This is a genomic window from Qipengyuania huizhouensis, from assembly GCF_019711635.1.
Classification (GTDB): Bacteria; Pseudomonadota; Alphaproteobacteria; order Sphingomonadales; family Sphingomonadaceae; genus Qipengyuania; species Qipengyuania huizhouensis.
Map to the genome: position 1 here is coordinate 296515 of NZ_JAIGNT010000001.1, position 19424 is coordinate 315938.

At 63.8% G+C, this 19424-nt stretch carries 16 protein-coding genes; 9 read left to right on the forward strand and 7 right to left on the reverse strand.

Going from position 1 to position 19424, the window contains the following annotated elements; translation table 11 throughout:
• Nucleotides 1-90: 90 nt before the first annotated feature.
• Together K3180_RS01415 and K3180_RS01420 are read right to left on the reverse strand one after the other, a co-directional pair.
• Entirely contained in the window at nucleotides 91-1947 is a 1857-nt protein-coding gene (locus K3180_RS01415; protein WP_221537865.1) for a DUF885 domain-containing protein, read from the reverse strand.
• A 120-nt stretch (nucleotides 1948-2067) separates the two neighbouring features.
• Nucleotides 2068-3339, reverse strand: coding sequence for a metal-dependent hydrolase family protein (locus K3180_RS01420; protein WP_221537866.1), 1272 nt, complete (start codon nucleotides 3337-3339; stop codon nucleotides 2068-2070).
• A gap of 126 nt (nucleotides 3340-3465) precedes the next feature.
• On the opposite strand from K3180_RS01420, the gene K3180_RS01425 reads away from it, so the two are divergent.
• The gene (locus K3180_RS01425) at nucleotides 3466-5523 is read left to right on the forward strand and encodes a S9 family peptidase (protein ID WP_221537867.1); all 2058 of its coding nucleotides are present in this window, start codon (nucleotides 3466-3468) and stop codon (nucleotides 5521-5523) included.
• Nucleotides 5524-5563: 40 nt separating this feature from the next.
• Here the strand turns inward: K3180_RS01425 and K3180_RS01430 are convergent, their stop codons facing one another.
• Both K3180_RS01430 and K3180_RS01435 read right to left on the reverse strand, forming a co-directional pair.
• Nucleotides 5564-6157: a DUF2585 family protein gene (locus K3180_RS01430; RefSeq protein ID WP_221537868.1), complete on the reverse strand. Its 594-nt coding sequence runs from the start codon at nucleotides 6155-6157 to the stop codon at nucleotides 5564-5566.
• A 57-nt stretch (nucleotides 6158-6214) separates the two neighbouring features.
• Nucleotides 6215-7096, reverse strand: coding sequence for a MipA/OmpV family protein (locus tag K3180_RS01435; RefSeq protein ID WP_221537869.1), 882 nt, complete (start codon nucleotides 7094-7096; stop codon nucleotides 6215-6217).
• 114 nt (nucleotides 7097-7210) lie between these two features.
• Between K3180_RS01435 and crtY the strand changes: the two genes are divergently transcribed.
• The 7 genes from crtY to K3180_RS01470 all read left to right on the forward strand — a co-directional run bounded on the left by crtY (nucleotide 7211) and on the right by K3180_RS01470 (nucleotide 15631).
• Nucleotides 7211-8398, forward strand: a complete 1188-nt coding sequence (gene crtY, locus K3180_RS01440) for a lycopene beta-cyclase CrtY (RefSeq protein ID WP_221537870.1) — start codon at nucleotides 7211-7213, stop codon at nucleotides 8396-8398.
• Between the two features lie 50 nt (nucleotides 8399-8448).
• Nucleotides 8449-9945, forward strand: a complete 1497-nt coding sequence (locus K3180_RS01445; RefSeq protein ID WP_221538062.1) for a phytoene desaturase — start codon at nucleotides 8449-8451, stop codon at nucleotides 9943-9945.
• A 55-nt stretch (nucleotides 9946-10000) separates the two neighbouring features.
• On the forward strand, nucleotides 10001-10471 hold the full coding sequence (locus K3180_RS01450) for an endonuclease domain-containing protein (RefSeq protein ID WP_221537871.1): 471 nt from the start codon (nucleotides 10001-10003) through the stop codon (nucleotides 10469-10471).
• Nucleotides 10468-11049 carry an LOG family protein gene (locus K3180_RS01455; RefSeq protein WP_221537872.1) on the forward strand — a complete coding sequence of 194 codons (582 nt, stop codon included), beginning with the start codon at nucleotides 10468-10470 and terminating at the stop codon, nucleotides 11047-11049. The genes K3180_RS01450 and K3180_RS01455 overlap by 4 nt, the downstream gene beginning before the upstream one ends.
• Nucleotides 11050-11078: 29 nt before the next feature.
• Complete coding sequence (locus tag K3180_RS01460) at nucleotides 11079-12065, forward strand: phytoene/squalene synthase family protein (RefSeq protein ID WP_221537873.1); 987 nt, start codon at nucleotides 11079-11081, stop codon at nucleotides 12063-12065.
• Between the two features lie 36 nt (nucleotides 12066-12101).
• Nucleotides 12102-13973 carry an acetyl/propionyl/methylcrotonyl-CoA carboxylase subunit alpha gene (locus K3180_RS01465; RefSeq protein WP_221537874.1) on the forward strand — a complete coding sequence of 624 codons (1872 nt, stop codon included), beginning with the start codon at nucleotides 12102-12104 and terminating at the stop codon, nucleotides 13971-13973.
• A gap of 107 nt (nucleotides 13974-14080) precedes the next feature.
• Nucleotides 14081-15631 (forward strand): acyl-CoA carboxylase subunit beta, encoded by a 1551-nt coding sequence (locus tag K3180_RS01470; RefSeq protein WP_221537875.1) that lies wholly within the window; start codon nucleotides 14081-14083, stop codon nucleotides 15629-15631.
• Here K3180_RS01470 and K3180_RS01475 read toward each other — a convergent pair.
• Nucleotides 15628-16887, reverse strand: a complete 1260-nt coding sequence (locus tag K3180_RS01475; protein ID WP_221537876.1) for a multidrug effflux MFS transporter — start codon at nucleotides 16885-16887, stop codon at nucleotides 15628-15630. The two genes, K3180_RS01470 and K3180_RS01475, sit on opposite strands and share 4 nt — an antisense overlap.
• Nucleotides 16888-17195: 308 nt before the next feature.
• Between K3180_RS01475 and dinB the strand changes: the two genes are divergently transcribed.
• Nucleotides 17196-18329, forward strand: coding sequence for a DNA polymerase IV (gene dinB, locus K3180_RS01480; RefSeq protein ID WP_425594504.1), 1134 nt, complete (start codon nucleotides 17196-17198; stop codon nucleotides 18327-18329).
• On the opposite strand, the gene K3180_RS01485 is transcribed toward dinB, so the two are convergent.
• Nucleotides 18326-18796 (reverse strand): NUDIX domain-containing protein, encoded by a 471-nt coding sequence (locus tag K3180_RS01485; protein ID WP_221537877.1) that lies wholly within the window; start codon nucleotides 18794-18796, stop codon nucleotides 18326-18328. The two genes, dinB and K3180_RS01485, sit on opposite strands and share 4 nt — an antisense overlap.
• A complete protein-coding gene (locus K3180_RS01490; RefSeq protein ID WP_221537878.1) occupies nucleotides 18784-19404 on the reverse strand; it encodes a 6-phosphogluconolactonase in 621 nt (206 codons plus the stop codon). Before K3180_RS01490 ends, K3180_RS01485 begins: the two co-directional genes overlap by 13 nt.
• Nucleotides 19405-19424: the final 20 nt, after the last annotated feature.

Genomic DNA, 19424 nt, shown 5'->3' on the forward strand with positions numbered 1-19424 from the left:
GGAGACGGGTTCCCGCTCAACTCCCCGAATGACCCGGAATCTGTGACTAATTGGCAACTTGACCCTCTGATCGCTCTGGACGCCAACCGGTCAACTTCCGCCGCTGGCAACCCAGTTATCGATTTTCGCTTCCAGCACCGGCAGGGGCAGCGCGCCGGTGTTCAGCACCTGTGCGTGAAATTCGCGAATGTCGAAATTGTCGCCAAGCCGCTCTTCCGCACGCTGGCGCAATTCCTGGATCTTCAGTGCTCCGACCTTATAGGCGAGCGCCTGCGAAGGGATGGCGATGTAACGCTCGACCTCGGCCACCACTTCCGTCTCGGTCATCCCGCTGTTTTCCAGCATGAAGTCGATCGCCTGCTGGCGGGTCCAGCCCTTGGAATGCAGGCCGGTATCGACCACCAGGCGCATGGCGCGGAGCTGTTCGTCCTGCAGCGTCCCGTACCGGTTCCACGGGTCTTCGAAGAAGCCCATCTCGTACCCTAGCGTCTCGGCATAGAGCGCCCAGCCTTCGATATAGGCGGTCTTGCCGCCGAAGCGCATGAAGCTGGGCAGGTCTTCGTTCTCCTGCGCAAGGCTGATCTGGAAATGGTGCCCCGGCGCCCCTTCGTGGAGGTAGAGCGTGACATTGCCGGTCGTGAGGCGGCTCGGCAGGTCATAGGCGTTGAAATAGAACGTGCCCGGTCGCTCGCCATCGGGCGAACCGGACTGATAGGATCCCCCCGCCTCGAACTTCTCGCGATATTCCTCGTACGGCTTGATCAGCAGCGGAGTCTCGGGAACGAGCGAGAAATATTCGCCGATCTTCGCATCGACCTCCTCGCCGATATCGTAATAGGCCTGCGTCAGCGCTTCGCGGCTCTCCGGCTTGAATTGCGGATCGGTGCGGACATGATCGAAGAACTCGTTGAGCGTCCCTTCGAAGCCAACTTCGGCCTTGATCTGCTCCATACCCTCCTTGATCCGGGTCACTTCGCCGAGTCCGAGGTTGTGGAGGTAATCGGCGGTCAGGGGCAGCGTGGTCGTGCTTTCGATAAGCTGGCGGTACAGCATCGGACCGCCCTTCATCTGGCCCAGCCCCACGCTGTCGCGCGCGGCAGCATAATACTCGTCACGCAGGAAATCGCGCATCCGGGCGTGTACGGCATAGATATCCGCGATCGCGGCGCGGTATTCCTCGGTCAGGCGCGCCTTGTCCGCGGCGCTGAAATCGTCCGGAAAGTTGGTGACCGGCATCCAGAAGGGCGATTCCTCGATATCCATGGCCAGCTGCGTATCGAGCTGACTGATGACATTGCCGATGGTCAGCTTGGTCTCCAGCACTCCAGTGTTCATGCCTTCGCGGAACTTGGCGATCGCTCGGTCGGACAGCTCCACATATTCTTCGTGGCGCTTCAGGTTGTTTTCGTAATCCTCGATAGTTTCGAACGGTGCCGCGCTCTGTCCGCTGGCGAAACTGGGATAGAAGGTGTGGAAGCCGGAGAAATGGTTCACCGGCCGCACCTCGGTGACTGCGAGAATTTCGGGAGTCAGGCCCTTCAGCGTTTCTTCCTGATCATACTCGAAGACATCATAGGCCAGCTGGTCGGTAGGAGAGAGCGCAGCGCGGTCGATTTCCGCGAGCTTGGCGAGATTGAGCTGCGCATCGGCGCGGCTGGCGTCATTATATTCGTCGGTCAGGAACTCGCCCAGCCTGTCCGCATAGCGCATGTCACCGCGGAACAGCGCACTTATGGGGTTCAGCTTAAGGCTGCGTTCGTCCGCCTCGGCAAACAGGGCGAAGAGCTTTTCGTGCTCCGCCGCTTCGCCCGCGTCGGCGAGTTCCATCGTGCCGGAGAGTTCGTTCTCGCCGGTCTGAGAGACCGAAACGGTTTCGCCCGGCGTGGTTGCACAGGCGGCAAGCGACAATGCGGATGCGCCAGCCAGCGCGATATTCAGAAATTTCATTGCGGTTTCCCCGTTTCGACGTGTGCGACGCAGCCTTAGGCAAAACAGGTCACAAAGGAATTCGTCACCGACTGCCGCGCCACTCCTATCGACCAACGACCGATCCGCGGTTTGGTTCGCCTATTCCGCCACGCGCCCGCGCACCATTACCCAGTCGACATCCTCCAGCACGGTTACATCGTCCAGCGGATTTCCTTCGACCGCTATAATGTCTGCCGAATAGCCCGGCGCGATGCGGCCGATTTCGGTTTCCATGTGCAGTACCTTGGCCGCCATGGTGGTGGCGCTTGCCAGTGCTTCCCGGGGGCTCATGCCCTGCCCGACCATCAGCGCGAATTCTTCCGCATTGCGGCCATGCTCGAACACGCCCGCATCGGTGCCGAAGGCAATCGGCACATTCCAGCGATGGGCCTTGCCCATGAAGACCTGCGCGGTTTCGGCGACGGCGCGTATCTTTTCCTCGACCACGGGCGTGTAGATGCCCTTGCCCAGCCCCTCGGTCACGCCCTTGAACGCCATCAGCGTGGGGATCAGTACCGTACCGTTCTCGCGCATGGCCTGCGCAGCCGCTTCGTCGAGATAGGTTCCGTGTTCGATGGTGTCGATGCCTGCGCGGGCAGCGGCTTCGATCCCGCGCGCGCCATGCGCATGGGCCATGACGTCGAGTCCCAGCGATTTCGCGGTCTCCACGATGCTCTCCATCTCGGGATCGCTGAAATGCGCCTCAAGCCCGCGACCCTGCTGGCTTAGGACGCCGCCCGTGGCGGTGATCTTGATCGTGTCCGCCCCGTTCTGGCTGGCACGGCGAACTTTCTCCGCGCATTCGACCGCGCCGGTGCAGGTATAGCCGCTCGAGAGCACCTCGTTCACTTCCGGCAGGAAGCCCGAAACGTCCCCATGCCCGCCGACGATGGCGAGCGGCGGACCGGCGGCGATGATACGCGGCCCCTGGATCAGGCCTTCCTCGGTCCCGCGCCGCAGGGAGAACGCCGTGTGCTGCGAACTGCCCGCCTCGCGCACCGTGGTGAAACCGGCCTTGAGCGTCTTTTCGGCATTCTTGGCCCCGACGACCACGCCCCACTCGTCAGGCTCCACCGCGCCGCGCCAGAAATCGCCGCCCGGATCGCCGGTGAGATGGACATGGAGATCGACAAGACCGGGGACCAGCGTCTTGCCTTCCAGATGCACCATCTGCGCGCCTTCGGGCACGTCGGACCAGCCTCCTTCAACGCTCACGATGCGTCCGTCGGTCACGGTCACGGTCGCACGGCCCATCGGCGGGGAATCGGCGTCCACAATCACGCCATCGGCATGAATGACGGTCGTTTCCGCAAGCAGTGGGCTGGCGGCGGCACACATAATCGCGGCAAGGACGGCGGTCGGTTTGCGCATCAAGTCTCTCCTCCTGAATTGCGCGCGGTGATGCCCGCTCGGCCCGCCGCCCACAAGCCCCGGTTTGCCCTTTGCGACATGAACGCTATGAAAGCGCGCAATAATCGAACCAACAGAGGATCGCCCATGACCATTCGTCCCATCGCCATCGCCGCCACGCTGCTTGCCGGTGTCTCGCTGTCCGCCACGGCGCAGGCTCGCCCGATGACGCCCGAAGATGTCGCCAAGCTCGAAAATGTCGGCACCATCGCGGTCTCGCCCGATGGCAGCCGCATCGCCTACACCACGGCCAGTCTGCCTGACATTACCGAAGGCGAAGAGAACGGCGGTACGCAGCAGCAGCTGAAGATGGCCTATGCGCCGATGAACGCGCGCGACTTCCTGCCCGAAGACATGAGCGTTTCGGGCGTGTCCTTCTCGCCCGATGGCCGCATGGTCAGCTTCGTCTGGGCCGATGAGGACGAAGATCGCGCAGTCTGGGGAATTCCGGTCGACGGCGGCGCGCAGCGGAAGCTCGCGGCAGTGAAGGATTCGAGCGTTCGCTCCTATGCCTGGGCACCCGACGGATCGCGCATCTGGATGCTCGCTTCTGCCGAAAAGGACAAAGCGCGCGAGAAGGAAAGCAAGGCCGGTTTCAACGCCATCGTCTATGAGGAAGAGGCACAGCTAAACCGCCTGTTCTCGGCCAGCGTCGGCACCGAAGTGGACGCCGATCCGCAGGCCGTCTCCATTCCCGGCTACGTCAGCGCGTTCAAGATCGCGCCGGGAGGGCGGACCGCCGTGGTCGACAGCGCGCCCACGCCGCAGATCGACGATACCTATACCTCGAAGCGCGCGCATGTGATCGATCTTGCCAGCGGACAGGTGCTCCGCGTGGTCGAAACTCCCGGCAAGCTGGGCGATATCGAGGTTTCTCCCGATGGAAGCCAGCTTTCCATGATCGCGGGCGTCGATATCAACGATCCCGCCGACACCACCCTGCATCTCGTCGACGTCGCCAGCGGCAGCTACCGTGCGCTCAATGCCGGAGCGCCCGAAGCGGCAGTGGATGCCGAATGGCTCGCCGATGGCCGCCTGGCGGCAGTGATCCACAAGGGAGCGCAGAGCGCACTGCGGATTTACAATTCCGATGGCACCGTAGCCGAGGAACATGACGGCGGCGCCCTGATCCTCACCAGTGTCGAGGCGGGCGGCAATACGTTGGCCGTCCAGGCAAACAGCCCGCGCCACCCGACCGAACTCTTCGTATGGAACAACGGCAGCTTCAGTCGCTGGACGCAGCACAACCCGTGGCTGTCCGAAATCGATTTCGGCGAACAGCGCACCTTCCGCTACACGGCGCGAGACGGTCAGGAAGTCGAAGGCGTGTTGATCGAGCCGGTCGGCGGAGCGCCGCGCGGCGGCGCGCCGCTGATCCTCAACGTTCATGGCGGCCCCGAAGCGCATGACAGCAACGGCTGGCAGACCGCCTATTCCAAGCCCGGCCAGGTCGCCGCAGGACAGGGCTATGCGGTCTTCCTGCCGAACTATCGCGGGTCGACCGGTTACGGCACGGCATTCTCCAAACAGCATACCGGCAATTACACCGATCCGGAATTCACCGATCTGGTCGATGCCAAGCGAGCACTGGTGTCGGAAGGCATCGCCGATCCCGATCGCACGGGCATCACCGGCGGCTCCTATGGCGGCTATGCCACCGGCTGGGGTGCGACCGCACTTAGCGACGAATTCGCCGCCGGGGTGATGTTCGTCGGCATCTCGAACCAGGTGTCCAAGTTCGGCACTACCGACATTCCCTATGAAATGTACAACGTCCACTCGCGCAAATGGCCCTGGGACGACTGGCAGGCGATGCTCGAGGTGAGCCCGATCTACCACGTCGACAAGGCCAATACGCCGCTGCTCATCATGCACGGGGCGGAAGACACCCGCGTTGCGCCGAGCCAGAGCTACGAGCTCTATCGCTCGATGAAGGTGCGTAAGCCCGATGTGCCGGTGCGCCTCGTACTCTATCCGGGCGAAGGCCATGGCAACAGCAAGGCCGCCGCGCGTTACGATTACAATTTGCGCATGATGCGCTGGTTCGACACTTACCTGAAAACGGGCGACCGCGATGCGGAATTGCCCGACAGCCGGCCGGACCTTCCCGAAGGCACGACCGGGGCAGGCACTTCGGAAGACTGACCAAAACGAAGAGGGCGGCCTGCGGGCCGCCCTTTTCAGTTCAGCCCAGCGCCTGCCATTCGCGGATCGCCTCGAACGGCCAGATCAGCATGATCACGTTGAGCGTGAGATTGTCCCGGACCACCAGCGCCACGACGATTTCCATGATCACTGCCAGCGCGATCGTGACTTTGACCGGCAGTTTGAGAGCGAGCCAGAAACCCAGGCTCATCCAGCCGAGATCGGCCATCGAATTGATGATGCTGTCACCCGAATAGCCCCAGTTGACCGTAACCGAACGGTATCGGTCGATTACCATGGGCGTATTCTCGATGATCTCCCAGGTCGCCTCGAGCGCGATTGCGAGCGTGAAGCTCCATTTCCCGGCCGACTTGCCGCCAAGACCAAACTTGGAAAACAACAGCCAGCCGAGGCCGTAGAACAGCATGCCATGGATGATATGGCTCGGCGTGTACCAGTCCGACAGGTGCTGGCTGTTGCCCGAGGAATTGATGTCTCCATACCACAGGCTGACATAGCCGCATTCGCAGATCGGCGGGCGGTCCATCGCAAAGAGGACCGCCAGAGTGACGAGCGACAGAAGGAGGGCGGCGACAATGGCCGCGCGGTGCGGGCTGAGCGAGTTGGCGGTCATGCCGCAAAGCTTGCGTTGCCGCGTGCGACCTCACAAGCTTGCGGCTGAAACTATCCGCTAGAAAGTGTAGCCCACGCCGAGCGCGACGAAATACTGATCGTCGTCGCCGCGAATGCTGGTGAACGGTGTGTCTGCCGCATCGCCGACCAGTTTCGACCATCCGCCGATACCGATCACCGAAAGGCCTCCGTCGGTAGCGTCGCCGCTGAGGTCATGCGCCAGCAGCAGGTTGATCCCGTAGCTCTGCATCCCGCCCTCGGCCTGGAAGCCGGGCAGCTCTTCCCCATCGGGAAGCAGCGCATTGGTGGGCGGGACCGAGTAATAATAATCGGCGAAATCATCGTCGATAAAGCTGGTGCTGAGCGACAGCGAGGCTGCAGTCGCGCGGCTGAGCGGCGTGAAATAGGTAACCGAAGGGCTGAGGACCCGGCCATCATGCGCGCCCGCCACGTCCCAGGTGGCGTCGAGGCTGAGGCTCAGGCTGTCGAACGGGTTGAGCAGCTGCGGGAACTTGACGCCCACCGAACCGCCGAGTTCGACTGCGCGGTCCAGCTCGCCATAGGCGGCGACCACATCGTCGTTGATGTCATCTGCATCGATGCGGTCGCTGCGCAGGCGGACCATCGGACCGGCTGAGAAGGAAATGCCCTCGTCCGCGTCGGGGATGAAGTCTATTGCGAGCCCCGCCGGGCGCGGGTTGATATCGATCCCGCCAAGGGAACCCTGCACGATCGGCAGGATGTTGACGTTGTAATCGTCGCTGCCGGAATAGCTGGCGTTATAGCCCACACCCACACCCACGCTTATATAATCGCCGTCGAATACGGTTTCGGGCGGCACTGCGGGCAGCGAATCTTCGGCGTCCGCCTGCTGGGCGAATGCAGGCGCGGCAAGCGCGCAGGCGATAGTGGCTGCGACGGCAGACGCGAAACGGATCATGCGGATTTTACCTCATTTTACCTTTGGTTAGCAACGAACTGGCGACACCAACGTTCCTGAGCGAAGCTGAAAGGTCATTGCCGCCCTTGCCCCCTCTCCCTAAGCCCATCGGCGATGCAGCCGGATAAACTCGACATAGCCATTATCGGCGGCGGACTTGCAGGCGGGCTGATCGCATTGGCGATCCACCGCGCCGCGCCGCAGCGATCGCTCGGCCTGTTCGAGGCGGGTGCAAGCTATGGCGGCAATCACCGCTGGAGCTGGTTCGAGGAGGATCTGGGACCCGCCGGCACCGCGCTTCTGGGCCCGTTCGAAAAGATGGAATGGACCGGCGGCAACGAAGTCCGCTTTCCTGCCCATTCCCGCCGCCTCTCCAGCAACTATCGCTCGCTGGACAGCCGTGATTTCGACGCGGGGCTGCGCAGGCATTTGCCGCAGAGTGCAATCCACACAGGCTGCCGCGCGCAGGGAATCGATGCGCAGGGCGTTACGCTGGCCAGCGGCGAAAGGATCGCCGCCAGCGCCGTCATCGACTGCCGCGACGCAGGCCCCAGCGAACACCTGACGGGAGGCTGGCAGGTCTTTCTCGGCCAGCACCTGCGCACCGTAGCGCCGCACGGCGTGGACCGCCCGGTCATCATGGACGCGACCGTAGAGCAGCCGGGTGCCTATCGGTTCGTCTACCTCCTGCCGCTGAGCGCCACCGAGATCTTCGTCGAAGACACCTATTATGCGGACAGCCCCGATCTCGATGCCGAGCTCCTGCGCGGCCGCATCGCCGCCTATGCGCAGGCGCGGGACTGGCAGAGCGAGACCCTCCACGAGGAAACCGGCGTACTGCCCGTAATTACCGGTGGGGATTTTGTCGCCTATCGCTCTTCGCTTTCCAGGGCAGGCGTTACTCTCGCCGGGGCCAAGGGCGGCTTCGTGCACCCGCTCACCAGCTATACCGTGCCGGTCGCAGTCGAGAACGCCCTCGCCATTGCCGAAGCGGCCCGCGGCGATCTCTCCAGGCTACCTGCATTCGTGGAGGCCCGCGCACAGGCGCACTGGCGGCGCACCGCATTCTACCGCCTGCTGGGCAAGATGCTGTTCGAAGCGGCGGAACCGGCAGAGCGTTACCGCGTGTTTCAGCGCTTCTACCGCCTGCCCGAACCGCTCATCGCCCGTTTCTATGCGGCCAAGTCCACTACGCTCGACAAAATACGCATCCTCAGCGGCAAACCTCCCGTACCTGTAGGGCGAGCCATCAAGGCCCTGCTTGGCAAGGGAGCTCCGCTCGTCCAAGGACAACGACCATGAACGCGGAAACACGGCACCATTCGCTTGCGGCCGATTTGCCCGAAAGCCCCATGATCCCCGAACCCACCGGCAAGACCGCCTGCGTGATCGGCGCGGGCTTCGGGGGGCTGGCGCTGGCCATCCGCCTGCAATCGGCAGGGATCGCCACCACGGTCATCGAGGGGCGCGATAAGCCCGGCGGCCGCGCCTATCACTGGGAGCGTGACGGCTTCACCTTCGATGCCGGCCCCACCGTCATCACCGATCCCGATTGCCTGCGCGAGCTCTGGGCGCTGACCGGTCACGACATGGCCGATGATATCGAGATCATGCCGGTTATGCCCTTCTACCGGCTCAACTGGCCCGACGGCACGAATTTCGACTATTCGAACGACGAGGAACAGCTCTTCCGCGGCATTGCCGAACTCAACCCCGGCGATGTGGCTGGCTACCAGCGCTTCCTCGAATATGCCGAAGGCGTTTACCAGGAAGGCTACGTCAAGCTGGGCCACGTGCCCTTCCTCGACTTCAAGTCGATGATCAAGGCCGCCCCCGCGCTGGCGAAGAAACAGGCCTGGCGCAGCGTCTATTCGATGGTGGCGAGCTATGTCGAAAACGAAAAACTGCGCGAGGCGCTGAGCTTCCACACACTGCTCGTAGGCGGCAATCCAATGAAGACCAGCAGCATCTACGCGCTGATCCACAAGCTGGAAAAGGATGGCGGCGTGTGGTGGGCCAAGGGCGGCACGAACCGCCTGATCGCCGCGATGGTTAGGCATCTGGAACGGATCGGCGGTACGGTGCGCATCGGCGATCCGGTGGTGCAGATACACACGCTCGGCAACCATGCCAGCGAGGTCGAAACGCAGTCGGGCTACAAGGAGCGCTTCGACGCGGTCGCCAGCAATGCCGACATCATGCACAGCTACCGCGACCTGCTGGCCGGGACCAAGCGCGGGGCCAGCTATGCGAAAAGCCTGGCGCGCAAGAAGTTCTCCCCCAGCCTTTTCGTGGTGCACTTCGGGATCGAGGGTACCTGGCCCGGCATCCCGCACCACATGATCCTGTTCGGCCCGCGTTACAAAGGCCTGCTGGAGGACATTTACGACCACGGCGTTCTGCCGCAGGATTTCTCGATCTATCTCCACCATCCCAGCGTGACCGATCCCAGCGTCGCGCCCGAAGGCATGAGCACCTTCTATGCGCTGGTTCCGGTCGCCCACATGGGCAAGCTGTCGGTCGATTGGGAAGAGATGGGCCCGGTGCTCGAGCAGCGCATTCTGGACGAGGTGGAGCGGCGCCTGATCCCGGGCCTGCATGGCCGGATAAAGACCAAGTTCCACTATGCTCCGCGCGATTTCGCGCAGGATCTCAACGCGCACCAGGGCAGCGCCTTCAGCCTCGAACCGCTGCTGACGCAAAGCGCCTGGTTTCGCGGGCACAACCGCGACGACGTGCTGGACAATTTCTACCTAGTCGGGGCAGGGACGCATCCGGGCGCCGGCATCCCCGGCGTGGTCGGCAGCGCCAAGGCAACTGCAGGCCTGATGGTTGAAGATCTAGCGTGATCCTCCCCGGTCCGGGGAGGGGGACCATGCGCAGCATGGTGGAGGGGCAGGCCCGATGATCACAGGACCACGCCATACCATCAAGCTCGGCCGCAAATTGCGCAGCGAAATGCAGCTTCCGGAAGTTCTGCTCTGGCGGGAGCTGCGGAAACGACCCGGCGGCTTCAAGTTTCGCCGCCAGCATCCGGCAGGCGAGTTCGTTCTCGATTTCTATTGCGCGAGAGCCAAACTCGCCGTGGAGGTGGACGGCGCTGCCCACGACGGGCTTGATGCTGCGCGGCGCGATGCCAACCGATCGGCGTTTCTGAGGTCGCGCGGCATCGCCACGACCCGCATCCCGGCCACCACCATACTTGCGGATCCGGAGCCAGTCGTTATGCGGCTGGTCGAAATTTGCGAGGACAGAATGAGACAGCAGACCGCGCCCCTCCACCAGCTTGCGCCAAAGGCGCAATTTATCCTGAGCGACGCCGCAGGCGGCGTCGAAGGGGCTGGTCCCCCTCCCCGTGCCGGGGAGGATTTATGAAAAGACTGGCTGTTTATTGCGGCTCGGCATCGCCCGGGGATCCGCGTTATCTTGAACTCGCGCGCGATGTGGGCGCGGGGCTGGCGGAGCGCGGCATCGGCGTCGTCTATGGCGGCGGCAGGCTGGGCCTGATGGGCGCGGTCGCCAAGGGCGCGCTCGATGCGGGGGGCGAAGTCATCGGCGTCATTCCCGATGCGCTGGCCAATTCCGAAGTCGCCAACCACGATTGCACCGAGCTGCACACCGTCGGCGGGATGCATGAACGCAAGCAGAAATTCACCGACCTGTCCGACGGCTTCATCACCATTCCCGGCGGCGTGGGCACGATGGACGAGCTGTGGGAAGCGGTCAGCTGGGCGCAGCTCGGCTATCACACCAAGCCGGTGGGCCTGCTCAACGCCTTCGGCTTTTACGATCACCTGATCGCCTTCAACCGCCATATGGCGGAGGTCGGTTTCGTCCGCCCTGCGCATCAGGGGATAATTCTTTCCGAAGAGACGTTAAGCGCGTTGCTGGACAAAATGGAAAGCTATCGGCCACATACTCCGATCTTCCAGATGAAAGCGTCCGACCTCTGAACAAGCCCCGCCCCCTGACCACGCAGCATATGCGCCCCACTATCGCCAAGGCCGGCGGCGGGCGGGAACGCGCTTCGCTGGTGGCCAAGGCGCTGGAATCGATCGAGGTCGGCTCGCACAGCTTTTCCGCCGCATCCAAGCTGTTCGACCGCACGACGCGCGAACGCAGCTGGTTGCTCTATGCCTGGTGCCGCCGGTGCGACGATATCGCCGACAATCAGGACAAGGGCGGCCCGCTGGGCAATCAGGGCACGCCCAAGGAAGCCGAAGACAGGATCCAGGCCATCCGCGTGCTTACGCGCCGCGCGATCGACGAGCAGCCGACGGCCGACTTCGCCTTCGACGCTCTCGGCCTAGTCGCCGACGAATGCGGCCTGACCTACGCAATGGCCAATGACGTCATCGGTGGCTTCGCGATGGATGCGACCGGCTTTTCCCCCAAGAACGAGCGCGACCTGCTGCGCTATTGCTATCACGTTGCGGGCGCCGTCGGGATCATGATGGCGCACATCATGGGCGTCGATCCCGAAGACGGCGAAACGCTCGACCGGGCCAACGATCTCGGCATCGCCTTCCAGCTAGCCAATATCTCGCGCGACGTGGTGGAGGATGCGGCGGTCGGGCGCGTGTATATTCCTGCCGACTGGCTGGCCGAAGCGGGCCTCGCCCCCGGCGATCACGCGCTCCCTGAAAACCGTTTCGTCCTTGCCGGCGTCATGCCGCGCATGATTGCACTTATGGAAAAACACGAAGCGGCCGCAAGGCTGGGTACGAAGCGCCTGCGCTTCCGGTCGCGCTGGGCCGTGCTGGCGGCGGCGAATATATATGGTGCAATCGGGCGCAAGGTCCTGAGCCGCGGCCAGAAGGCGTGGGACAGGCGCGTGGTGGTGCGCGGCCCGGAAAAGCTGTGGCACGTCGCCGCGGCCTTTTTCCAGGCGGTGTGGAACCGCCCCCCCGGCCCACAGGAACCGATCATCTGGTCCCGCCACGATTTCCGCCCGGTTGCCGGCTGGTAGCTTGAAGCGGCGCGGCGCTCGGGCTAGCGCAGCTTCATGATTTCAAAGCTCCTCATCGCCAATCGCGGCGAAATCGCCTGCCGCATCATCCGCACTGCGCGTGAAATGGGGATCGCCACCGTCGCCGTCTATTCCGATGCCGATGCCAAGGCGCTCCATGTGCGGCAAGCCGACGAAGCGGTTCATATCGGCCCCTCGCCCGCTGCCGAAAGCTATCTGGTGGGCGAGAAGATCATCGCCGCGGCGAAGCAGACCGGGGCGGAGGCGATCCATCCCGGCTACGGCTTCCTGTCGGAGAACGCCGGTTTCGCGCAGGCGGTGATTGACGCCGAGCTGATCTGGGTCGGCCCCAAGCCTGCCAGCATCGAGGCGATGGGCCTCAAGGATGCGGCCAAGAAGCTGATGCGCGAAGCGGGCGTGCCGGTGACGCCCGGTTACGAGGGCGAGGACCAGTCGGTAGAGCGCTTGAAACAAGAGGCCGACGCCATCGGCTATCCCGTGCTCATCAAGGCGGTCGCGGGCGGCGGCGGCAAGGGGATGCGCAAGGTCGATGCGGCGGCGGATTTCGAGGCCTCGCTGGAAAGCTGCCGTCGCGAGGCCAAGGCCAGCTTCTCCAACGATGAGGTGCTGCTTGAAAAGTGGATTACCTCGCCCCGCCATATCGAGGTGCAGATATTCGGCGACAGCCACGGCAATGTCGTCCACCTGTTCGAGCGCGATTGCAGCCTCCAGCGCCGCCACCAGAAGGTGATCGAAGAAGCCCCTGCCCCGGGCATGGACGAGGCCACCCGCGAGGAAATCTGCGCCGCCGCCGTGCGCGCGGCCAAGGCGGTCGACTACGAAGGCGCGGGCACGATCGAATTCATCGCCGACGCCAGCGAAGGCCTGCGCGCCGACCGCATCTTCTTCATGGAGATGAACACCCGCCTGCAGGTGGAGCACCCGGTGACCGAGGAGATCACCGGGGTCGATCTGGTCGAATGGCAGCTCAGGGTCGCGAGCGGAGAGCCGATCCCGCTGAAGCAGGACGAACTTTTCATCGACGGCCACGCCATCGAAGCGCGTCTTTATGCCGAAGACCCGGCAGGCGGCTTCCTGCCCTCGACCGGGCAGCTCGAGCATTTCGATCTCGGCGTGCAGGGCCGTATCGAAACCGGCGTCGAGGAAGGCGACATGATATCGCCTTTCTACGATCCGATGGTCGCCAAGCTGGTGGTCTGGGGCGAAACTCGCGGCGAGGCCATCGATCAGCTTGCCGAGATCGCCGAAGGCGTGGAAATCTGGCCGGTGAAGACCAATGCCGCCTTCATCGCCAACTGCCTGCTCGACGAGGATTTCGAGGACGCGAAGCTCGACACAGGCTTTATCGCGGACAAGATCGACACGCTCGTCTCCTCCGATGAGGCCGACGATGCGATCTGGCAGACCGCCGCGGATTTCATCGCCCTTGCCGAGAGCGAAGATCACGAGGACCTGCCCATCGGCCTGCGCCTCAACGCCCCCGGGGTGCTTGCGGCCACGCTCACGCACAAGGGCGAAACACGTACGGTTTCGGCGGCAGGATCGACTGCCGAGACTGCAGCGACGGGTTTCGTAGATCCTGCGCGGGCAGTCGTCTTCGCCGACGGGCAAAGCTTCGTATTCGAGCGCCAGTCCCGCGGATCGGGTGCCGCTGCCGCGGGTGACGGTGCCATCCTCGCCCCCATGCCGGGCAAGGTCATCGCGGTCGATGTGGCCGAGGGCGACAGCGTCACCGCAGGCCAGCGCCTCATGGTGCTCGAAGCGATGAAGATGGAACACGCCCTCACCGCCCCCTTCGACGGCACCGTGACCGAACTTTCCGCCAGCGAAGGCGGGCAGGTCCAGGTGGAAACGGTGCTCTGCGTGGTGGAGCCGCCCTCCGAATAAACTCCGCCCGTTCGCCCCGAGCTTGTCGAAGGGCCGCTTTTTCTTCTAGCGATGGTTCCGAAGAAAAGGACGGGGCTTCGACAGGCTCAGCCCGAATGGAGATGGGGATGAGTTGGGAACACGAGCTCGAGGAACTGCGCCGCCGCGAAGCGCTGGCCGAACAGATGGGGGGTCCGGACAAGCTCGCCCGCCAGCATGCGCGCGGCAAGATGGATGCCCGCGCCCGGATTGCCGCGCTGGTCGATGAAGGTTCCTTCCGCGAAATCGGCAAGATCGCGGGCAAGGGGCACTATGACGAAGACGGCAATCTGGAATCCGTCACCCCCGCCCCCTTCCTCTTCGGCAAGGCCACGATCAACGGACGACCGGTGGTCGCCACGGCGGATGATTTCACCATTCGCGGCGGCGCGGCGGATGCTGGGATCAGCCGCAAGATGGTGCAGGCCGAAAAAATGGCGCACGAGCTCAAGATGCCGCTCGTCCGCATGATCGACGGCACCGGCGGCGGCGGCTCGGTCAAGACGCTGGAGCAGATCGGCGCCACCTATATCCCCGCAGTGCCCGGCTGGGGCGATGTGGTGACGAACCTCGACACCGTGCCGGTGGTCGCCCTGGCGCTCGGCCCCACCGCAGGCCTCGGCGCGGCACGGACCGTCGCCAGCCATTACTCCGTGATGGTCAAGGGCCTCAGCCAGATCTTCGCCGCCGGCCCCGCCGTGGTCGACGGGCTGGGCGAAAGCTACAGGGGATCGGCCGATCACAACCAGGCCAAGGAGGATCTCGGCGGCAGCGCGATCCACACGCGTAACGGGGTGGTCGACGACGAGGTCGCGAGCGAAGCGGAGGCTTTTGCCCGCGCGCGGCACTTCCTCTCCTTCATGCCCGAGCATGTCGGCCAGCTCGCGAGGCGAGTCGAGTGCTCCGATCTTGTTCAGCGCCGCGATGAAGCGCTTGATTCACTGGTTCCGCGGAACACCAGGCAGGTCTATTCGATGCGCCGCGCGCTGGAGATGATCTTCGACTCCGGTACCGTGTTCGAGATCGGCCGCATGTGGGGCCGCGCCTGCATAACCGCCCTCGCCCGCCTAGACGGCTGGCCGGTGATGGTTCTGGCCAGCGACCCGTCCTACCTTGGCGGGTCGTGGGAAGCGAAGACGAGCGAGAAGGCCGAACGCTTCGTGAAGCTGGCCGACCAGTTCCGCCTCCCCATCGTCCACCTCGTCGACAACCCCGGCTTCATGATCGGCCGAGAGGCGGAAATGGCCGGCACGATCCGCTACGGAGTGCAGGCAATGAACGCGATCTACCGGGCCAGCGTCCCGCTTGCCAGCGTGGTTCTGCGCCGCGCCTATGGCATTGCCGGGAGCGCGATGAGCAATGCGGAAAACTACCAATATCGCTTCTGCTGGCCCTCGGGCGACTGGGGCAGCCTGCCCATCGCAGGCGGCCTTGAGGTCGCCTACAAGTCCGAGCTCGAGGCCGCCGAAGACCCTGCCGCCGAACTCGAAGCGATACGCGCGCGGCTGGACAAGGTCACTTCGCCCTTCCGCAGCGCCGAGCGTTTCAATGTCGAAGACATCATCCAGCCGCGCGACACACGCCCCCTGCTCTGCGAGTTCGCCGCGCTTGCATGGCGCAAGCTGGAAAGCGAAGCCTAGTCTTCGTCCATCTTCTCGCCGAACAGTTCGCCGCGCTCGGAAAAGAGTACGAAGACCAGGCTGAGCACGGCAGTGGCCAGCAGGGCGGCGGCCAGCGGGCGCGCCGTGCCGTCGTACATATAGCCAATCCATGCGCCCAGCGCCGCCCCGCTCGTCATGCGCAGGAAACCCTGCGCGCTCGATGCCGCACCCGCGATATGGCGGAAGGGCTGGAGCGCGATCGAACCGAAATTCGCACCGATGAAGCCCAGCAGGCTCATGTTTGCGGCCATCAGCGGCACGAAGGTCCACAGGCTTTCGTCCGGCTGGCTGGCGAACCAGAGCTGCGCGACGGCCACAGCGATGAAAGCGAACAACGCAGCATGGCTGACCCGGCGTGCACCGAAACGCTCCACGATGCGGCTGTTCGACCAGTTGGCCAGCGCCATACAGCCTGCGCAGATGGCGAAGATCAGCGGGAAGTCCTCGCCAGCGCCGAAGGCCTCGCCGATCAGCTGCTGGCTGGAGTTGATGAACCCGAACAATCCGCCGAAAACCAGTGCACTGCCCAGTGTGTAACCGATGGTCTCGCGCAGCGTCACCGCGCTCTTCATATTGCGCGATATGGTGGGTAGGTGAATGTCCTGCTTGTCTTCCTCGTGCAGCGTCTCGGGAAGGCGGAAATAGACCCATGCGGTCATCACCAGCCCCGCAACGGCCATGGCGACGAATATCCAGCGCCAGTCGCCGAAGGCCACCAGCACGGCCTGCCCGATGCTGGGTGCCACTGCGGGGACGAGCAGGAAGATCACGAAAATCAGGCTCATCATCCGCGCCATCTTGTCGCCGCCCACCCGGTCGCGGATGATAGCGGGCGGCAGGGCAATGATGCCGGCCGCGAAGAAACCCTGCGCGGCGCGCAGTATGACCAGCATGTCGAATGTCGTCGCCAGGGCGCAGGCGATGGAAAGGACGATATAGAACGCCAGCGCCACGAACAGTACGGGCCGCCTGCCATATCGGTCGGCAAAGGCACCGGGCACCAGCGTGCCGAATCCGGCGGCAAGGAGATAGGCGCCGACCACGAACTGGCGATCGTTGCCCTGCGCCCCGAGATCGCCCGCCAGAGCGTCGAGCGCGGGCAGGATGGCATCGATGCCGAAGGCGTTGCAGGCCATCAGCAGCGCCATCATCCAGATCAGTTCGCGTTCGCCGATCATCGGGCGTTTCGTCTTCTCGGGGAGCGGGCGGGTGGTCGAGCCGGTTCCGTCCTTCATGCGCTGCCCCGGGCTACGAATGGTTGATGCCTGCGCGTCCTTTCAGACCCGTGACCTTCTGGGAAACCAACGGAAAAACATGATTTTATGAAGCCAAACGAAAGCGAGCCTGTGACTTTCCGCGCAGGCGGGGGAGATGCTTCCACGGGGCGGTTAAAGGTAATGCGGAGGGGTGGGTGGGAAGACTCGGTCGCAATCATCGCGTGTGCGGTAGCGGGAAGCGTTGCATTAGGAAACGCTTTTATCGGGGGGCGTTCCGGCCCTATTTTACCTCGTGAAACCTTCCGACCGGGCCCGAAAGCGCCTACATGATGACGATGCCAGAAAGACCGGAGGAGGAAGGCGGCGACGATGTGGAGGCCGATGGCCTGCGCAAGATCATCCATGTCGATATGGATGCCTTTTTCGCCAGCGTCGAACAACGCGACAATCCCGAACTGCGCGGCAAGCCGGTTGCCGTGGGCGGGTCGAGCGGGCGCGGCGTCGTAGCCGCTGCCAGCTACGAAGCGCGCAGGTTCGGCGTGAAGAGCGCCATGCCCAGCGTCACGGCCAAGCGGCTCTGCCCCGACCTCATTTTCTGCAAAGGCCGGTTCGAGGCTTACCGCGAAGTCAGCCAGCAGATCCGCGCGATCTTCCGCCATCATACCGACCTCATCGAGCCACTGAGCCTCGACGAAGCCTATCTCGACGTGACCGAGGACAAGCTGGGCATCGGCAGCGCCACGCGGATTGCCGAGCTGATCCGGCAGGAAATCCGCGCCAAGACCAGGCTGACCGCCAGCGCCGGGGTAAGCTACAACAAATTCCTAGCCAAGCTCGCCAGCGACCAGAATAAACCCGACGGGCTGTGCGTCATCCGTCCGGGCCAGGGCGCGGATTTCGTGCAATCGCTGCCTGTGCGGCGGTTCCACGGCGTAGGCCCCAAGGCGGAAGAGAAGATGACGCGTCTTGGCATTGCGACCGGAGCGGACCTCGCAGCGAAGGATATTGCATGGCTGCGCGCAAACTTCGGCAGCTTTGCCGACTATCTCTACCGCGCCGCGCGCGGCATCGACCTGAGGCCGGTGCGGCCGAGCCGTATCCGCAAGTCCGTCGGCGGCGAACGGACCTTCAGCCGCGACCTTTCCTCCGGCACCGAGCTGCGCGAAACGCTGGAGGACATTATCGAAATCGTCTGGGGCTATATCGAACGCGCCGAGGCCAGCGGTCGCACCGTGACACTGAAGATGAAATACACCGACTTCCAGATATTCAGCCGCGCGAAGACCGTCGACCGCCCGATAGCAAGCAGGGCTGAATTCGAAGCGATCGCCCGAAGCCTTCTCGAGGAAGTATTGCCGCTACCCATGCCGATCCGGCTGATGGGGCTGACGCTGTCGAAGCTGGACCGCGACGGCGCGGAGGAGCCGAAACGTCCCGACGCGCAGCTTTCGCTGCTCTAGCTTTTTCGGGCCTGCCACATCTTCAGCCGCGTGCGCGTGCGCGGGCTCAGCGGTTCTGGCAGCGAATGCGTGGGAAAGAAGCGCGCTTCGATCACTTCCCGACCGTCCGCTTCGGGCATATCGCTGATAACACCTTCGAACAGATGCGCCGTGTGCGGCGCGCCCGACAGCGTTTCCTCGAACGTACCGACAAGCTTCATCCCGTCGATCTCGCATCCGGTCTCTTCCAGCAGTTCGCGCCGGGCGGCCGCGTCGGGCGTTTCGCCATCTGCAATACCGCCGCCGGGAAAGTACCATTGCTGCGGCCCGTAGCTATGCCGCACCAGCAGGATCTGCCCCTCGAAATCGCGCCCCACCACGCTCACACCGTCGCGTGCCTTGCCGCTGACACTTCGCATGCGTTCCCGGAGACGGTAGGCGATCTTGAGGGCGAGCCGGTGCAGCGGCGCTGGGATCAGGTGAAGCATACCACCGGCTGTTTAGCGCCCGAAAGCAGCCTCGCAACCGGCAAATCGTTTTTCCCACCAACTGCTTCATCGAACACCGCGCGCTTGTCTTCCCCGCGGATGACGAAGGCGATTGCCTCGCTGTCGAGCAGGGCGGGAAGCGTCAGGCTGATCCGGTCGAAGGGCGCTTCGGGCGGCAGGGGATCGGGCGTCAGGCGGATGATGCGGCGCTCCTCGTCCAGCTGCGGGTCGGTATTGGGAAAGAGCGAGGCGATATGGCCGTCCGCCCCCATCCCTAGCCAGGCGAGATCGAAATGGGGCACCTGCTCCATGATGGTGAGGGTCACCACCTCGGCCCCCGCCGATTCGAACAGGGCGCGCAGCTTGCCTGTGTTCGAGGCCTCGTGATCTTCGGGCACTATGCGGTCGTCACCCGGCCACACCACCAGCCGCGACCAGTCCAGTTCGGCTTCGAGCAGCTTGGCGATGATGGGGAACGGGGTCGATCCTCCCGGCACCGTTATCGTCACCGGCCCATCGCGGGATGAAAGAGTCCGTGCCAGCCGGTTCTCCAGCCATTTCGCAATATCCGCGTCGCTGGCGTCCTCGATGATCTCTACGTTTTCCATAATGGCCTCGATACAGCAAA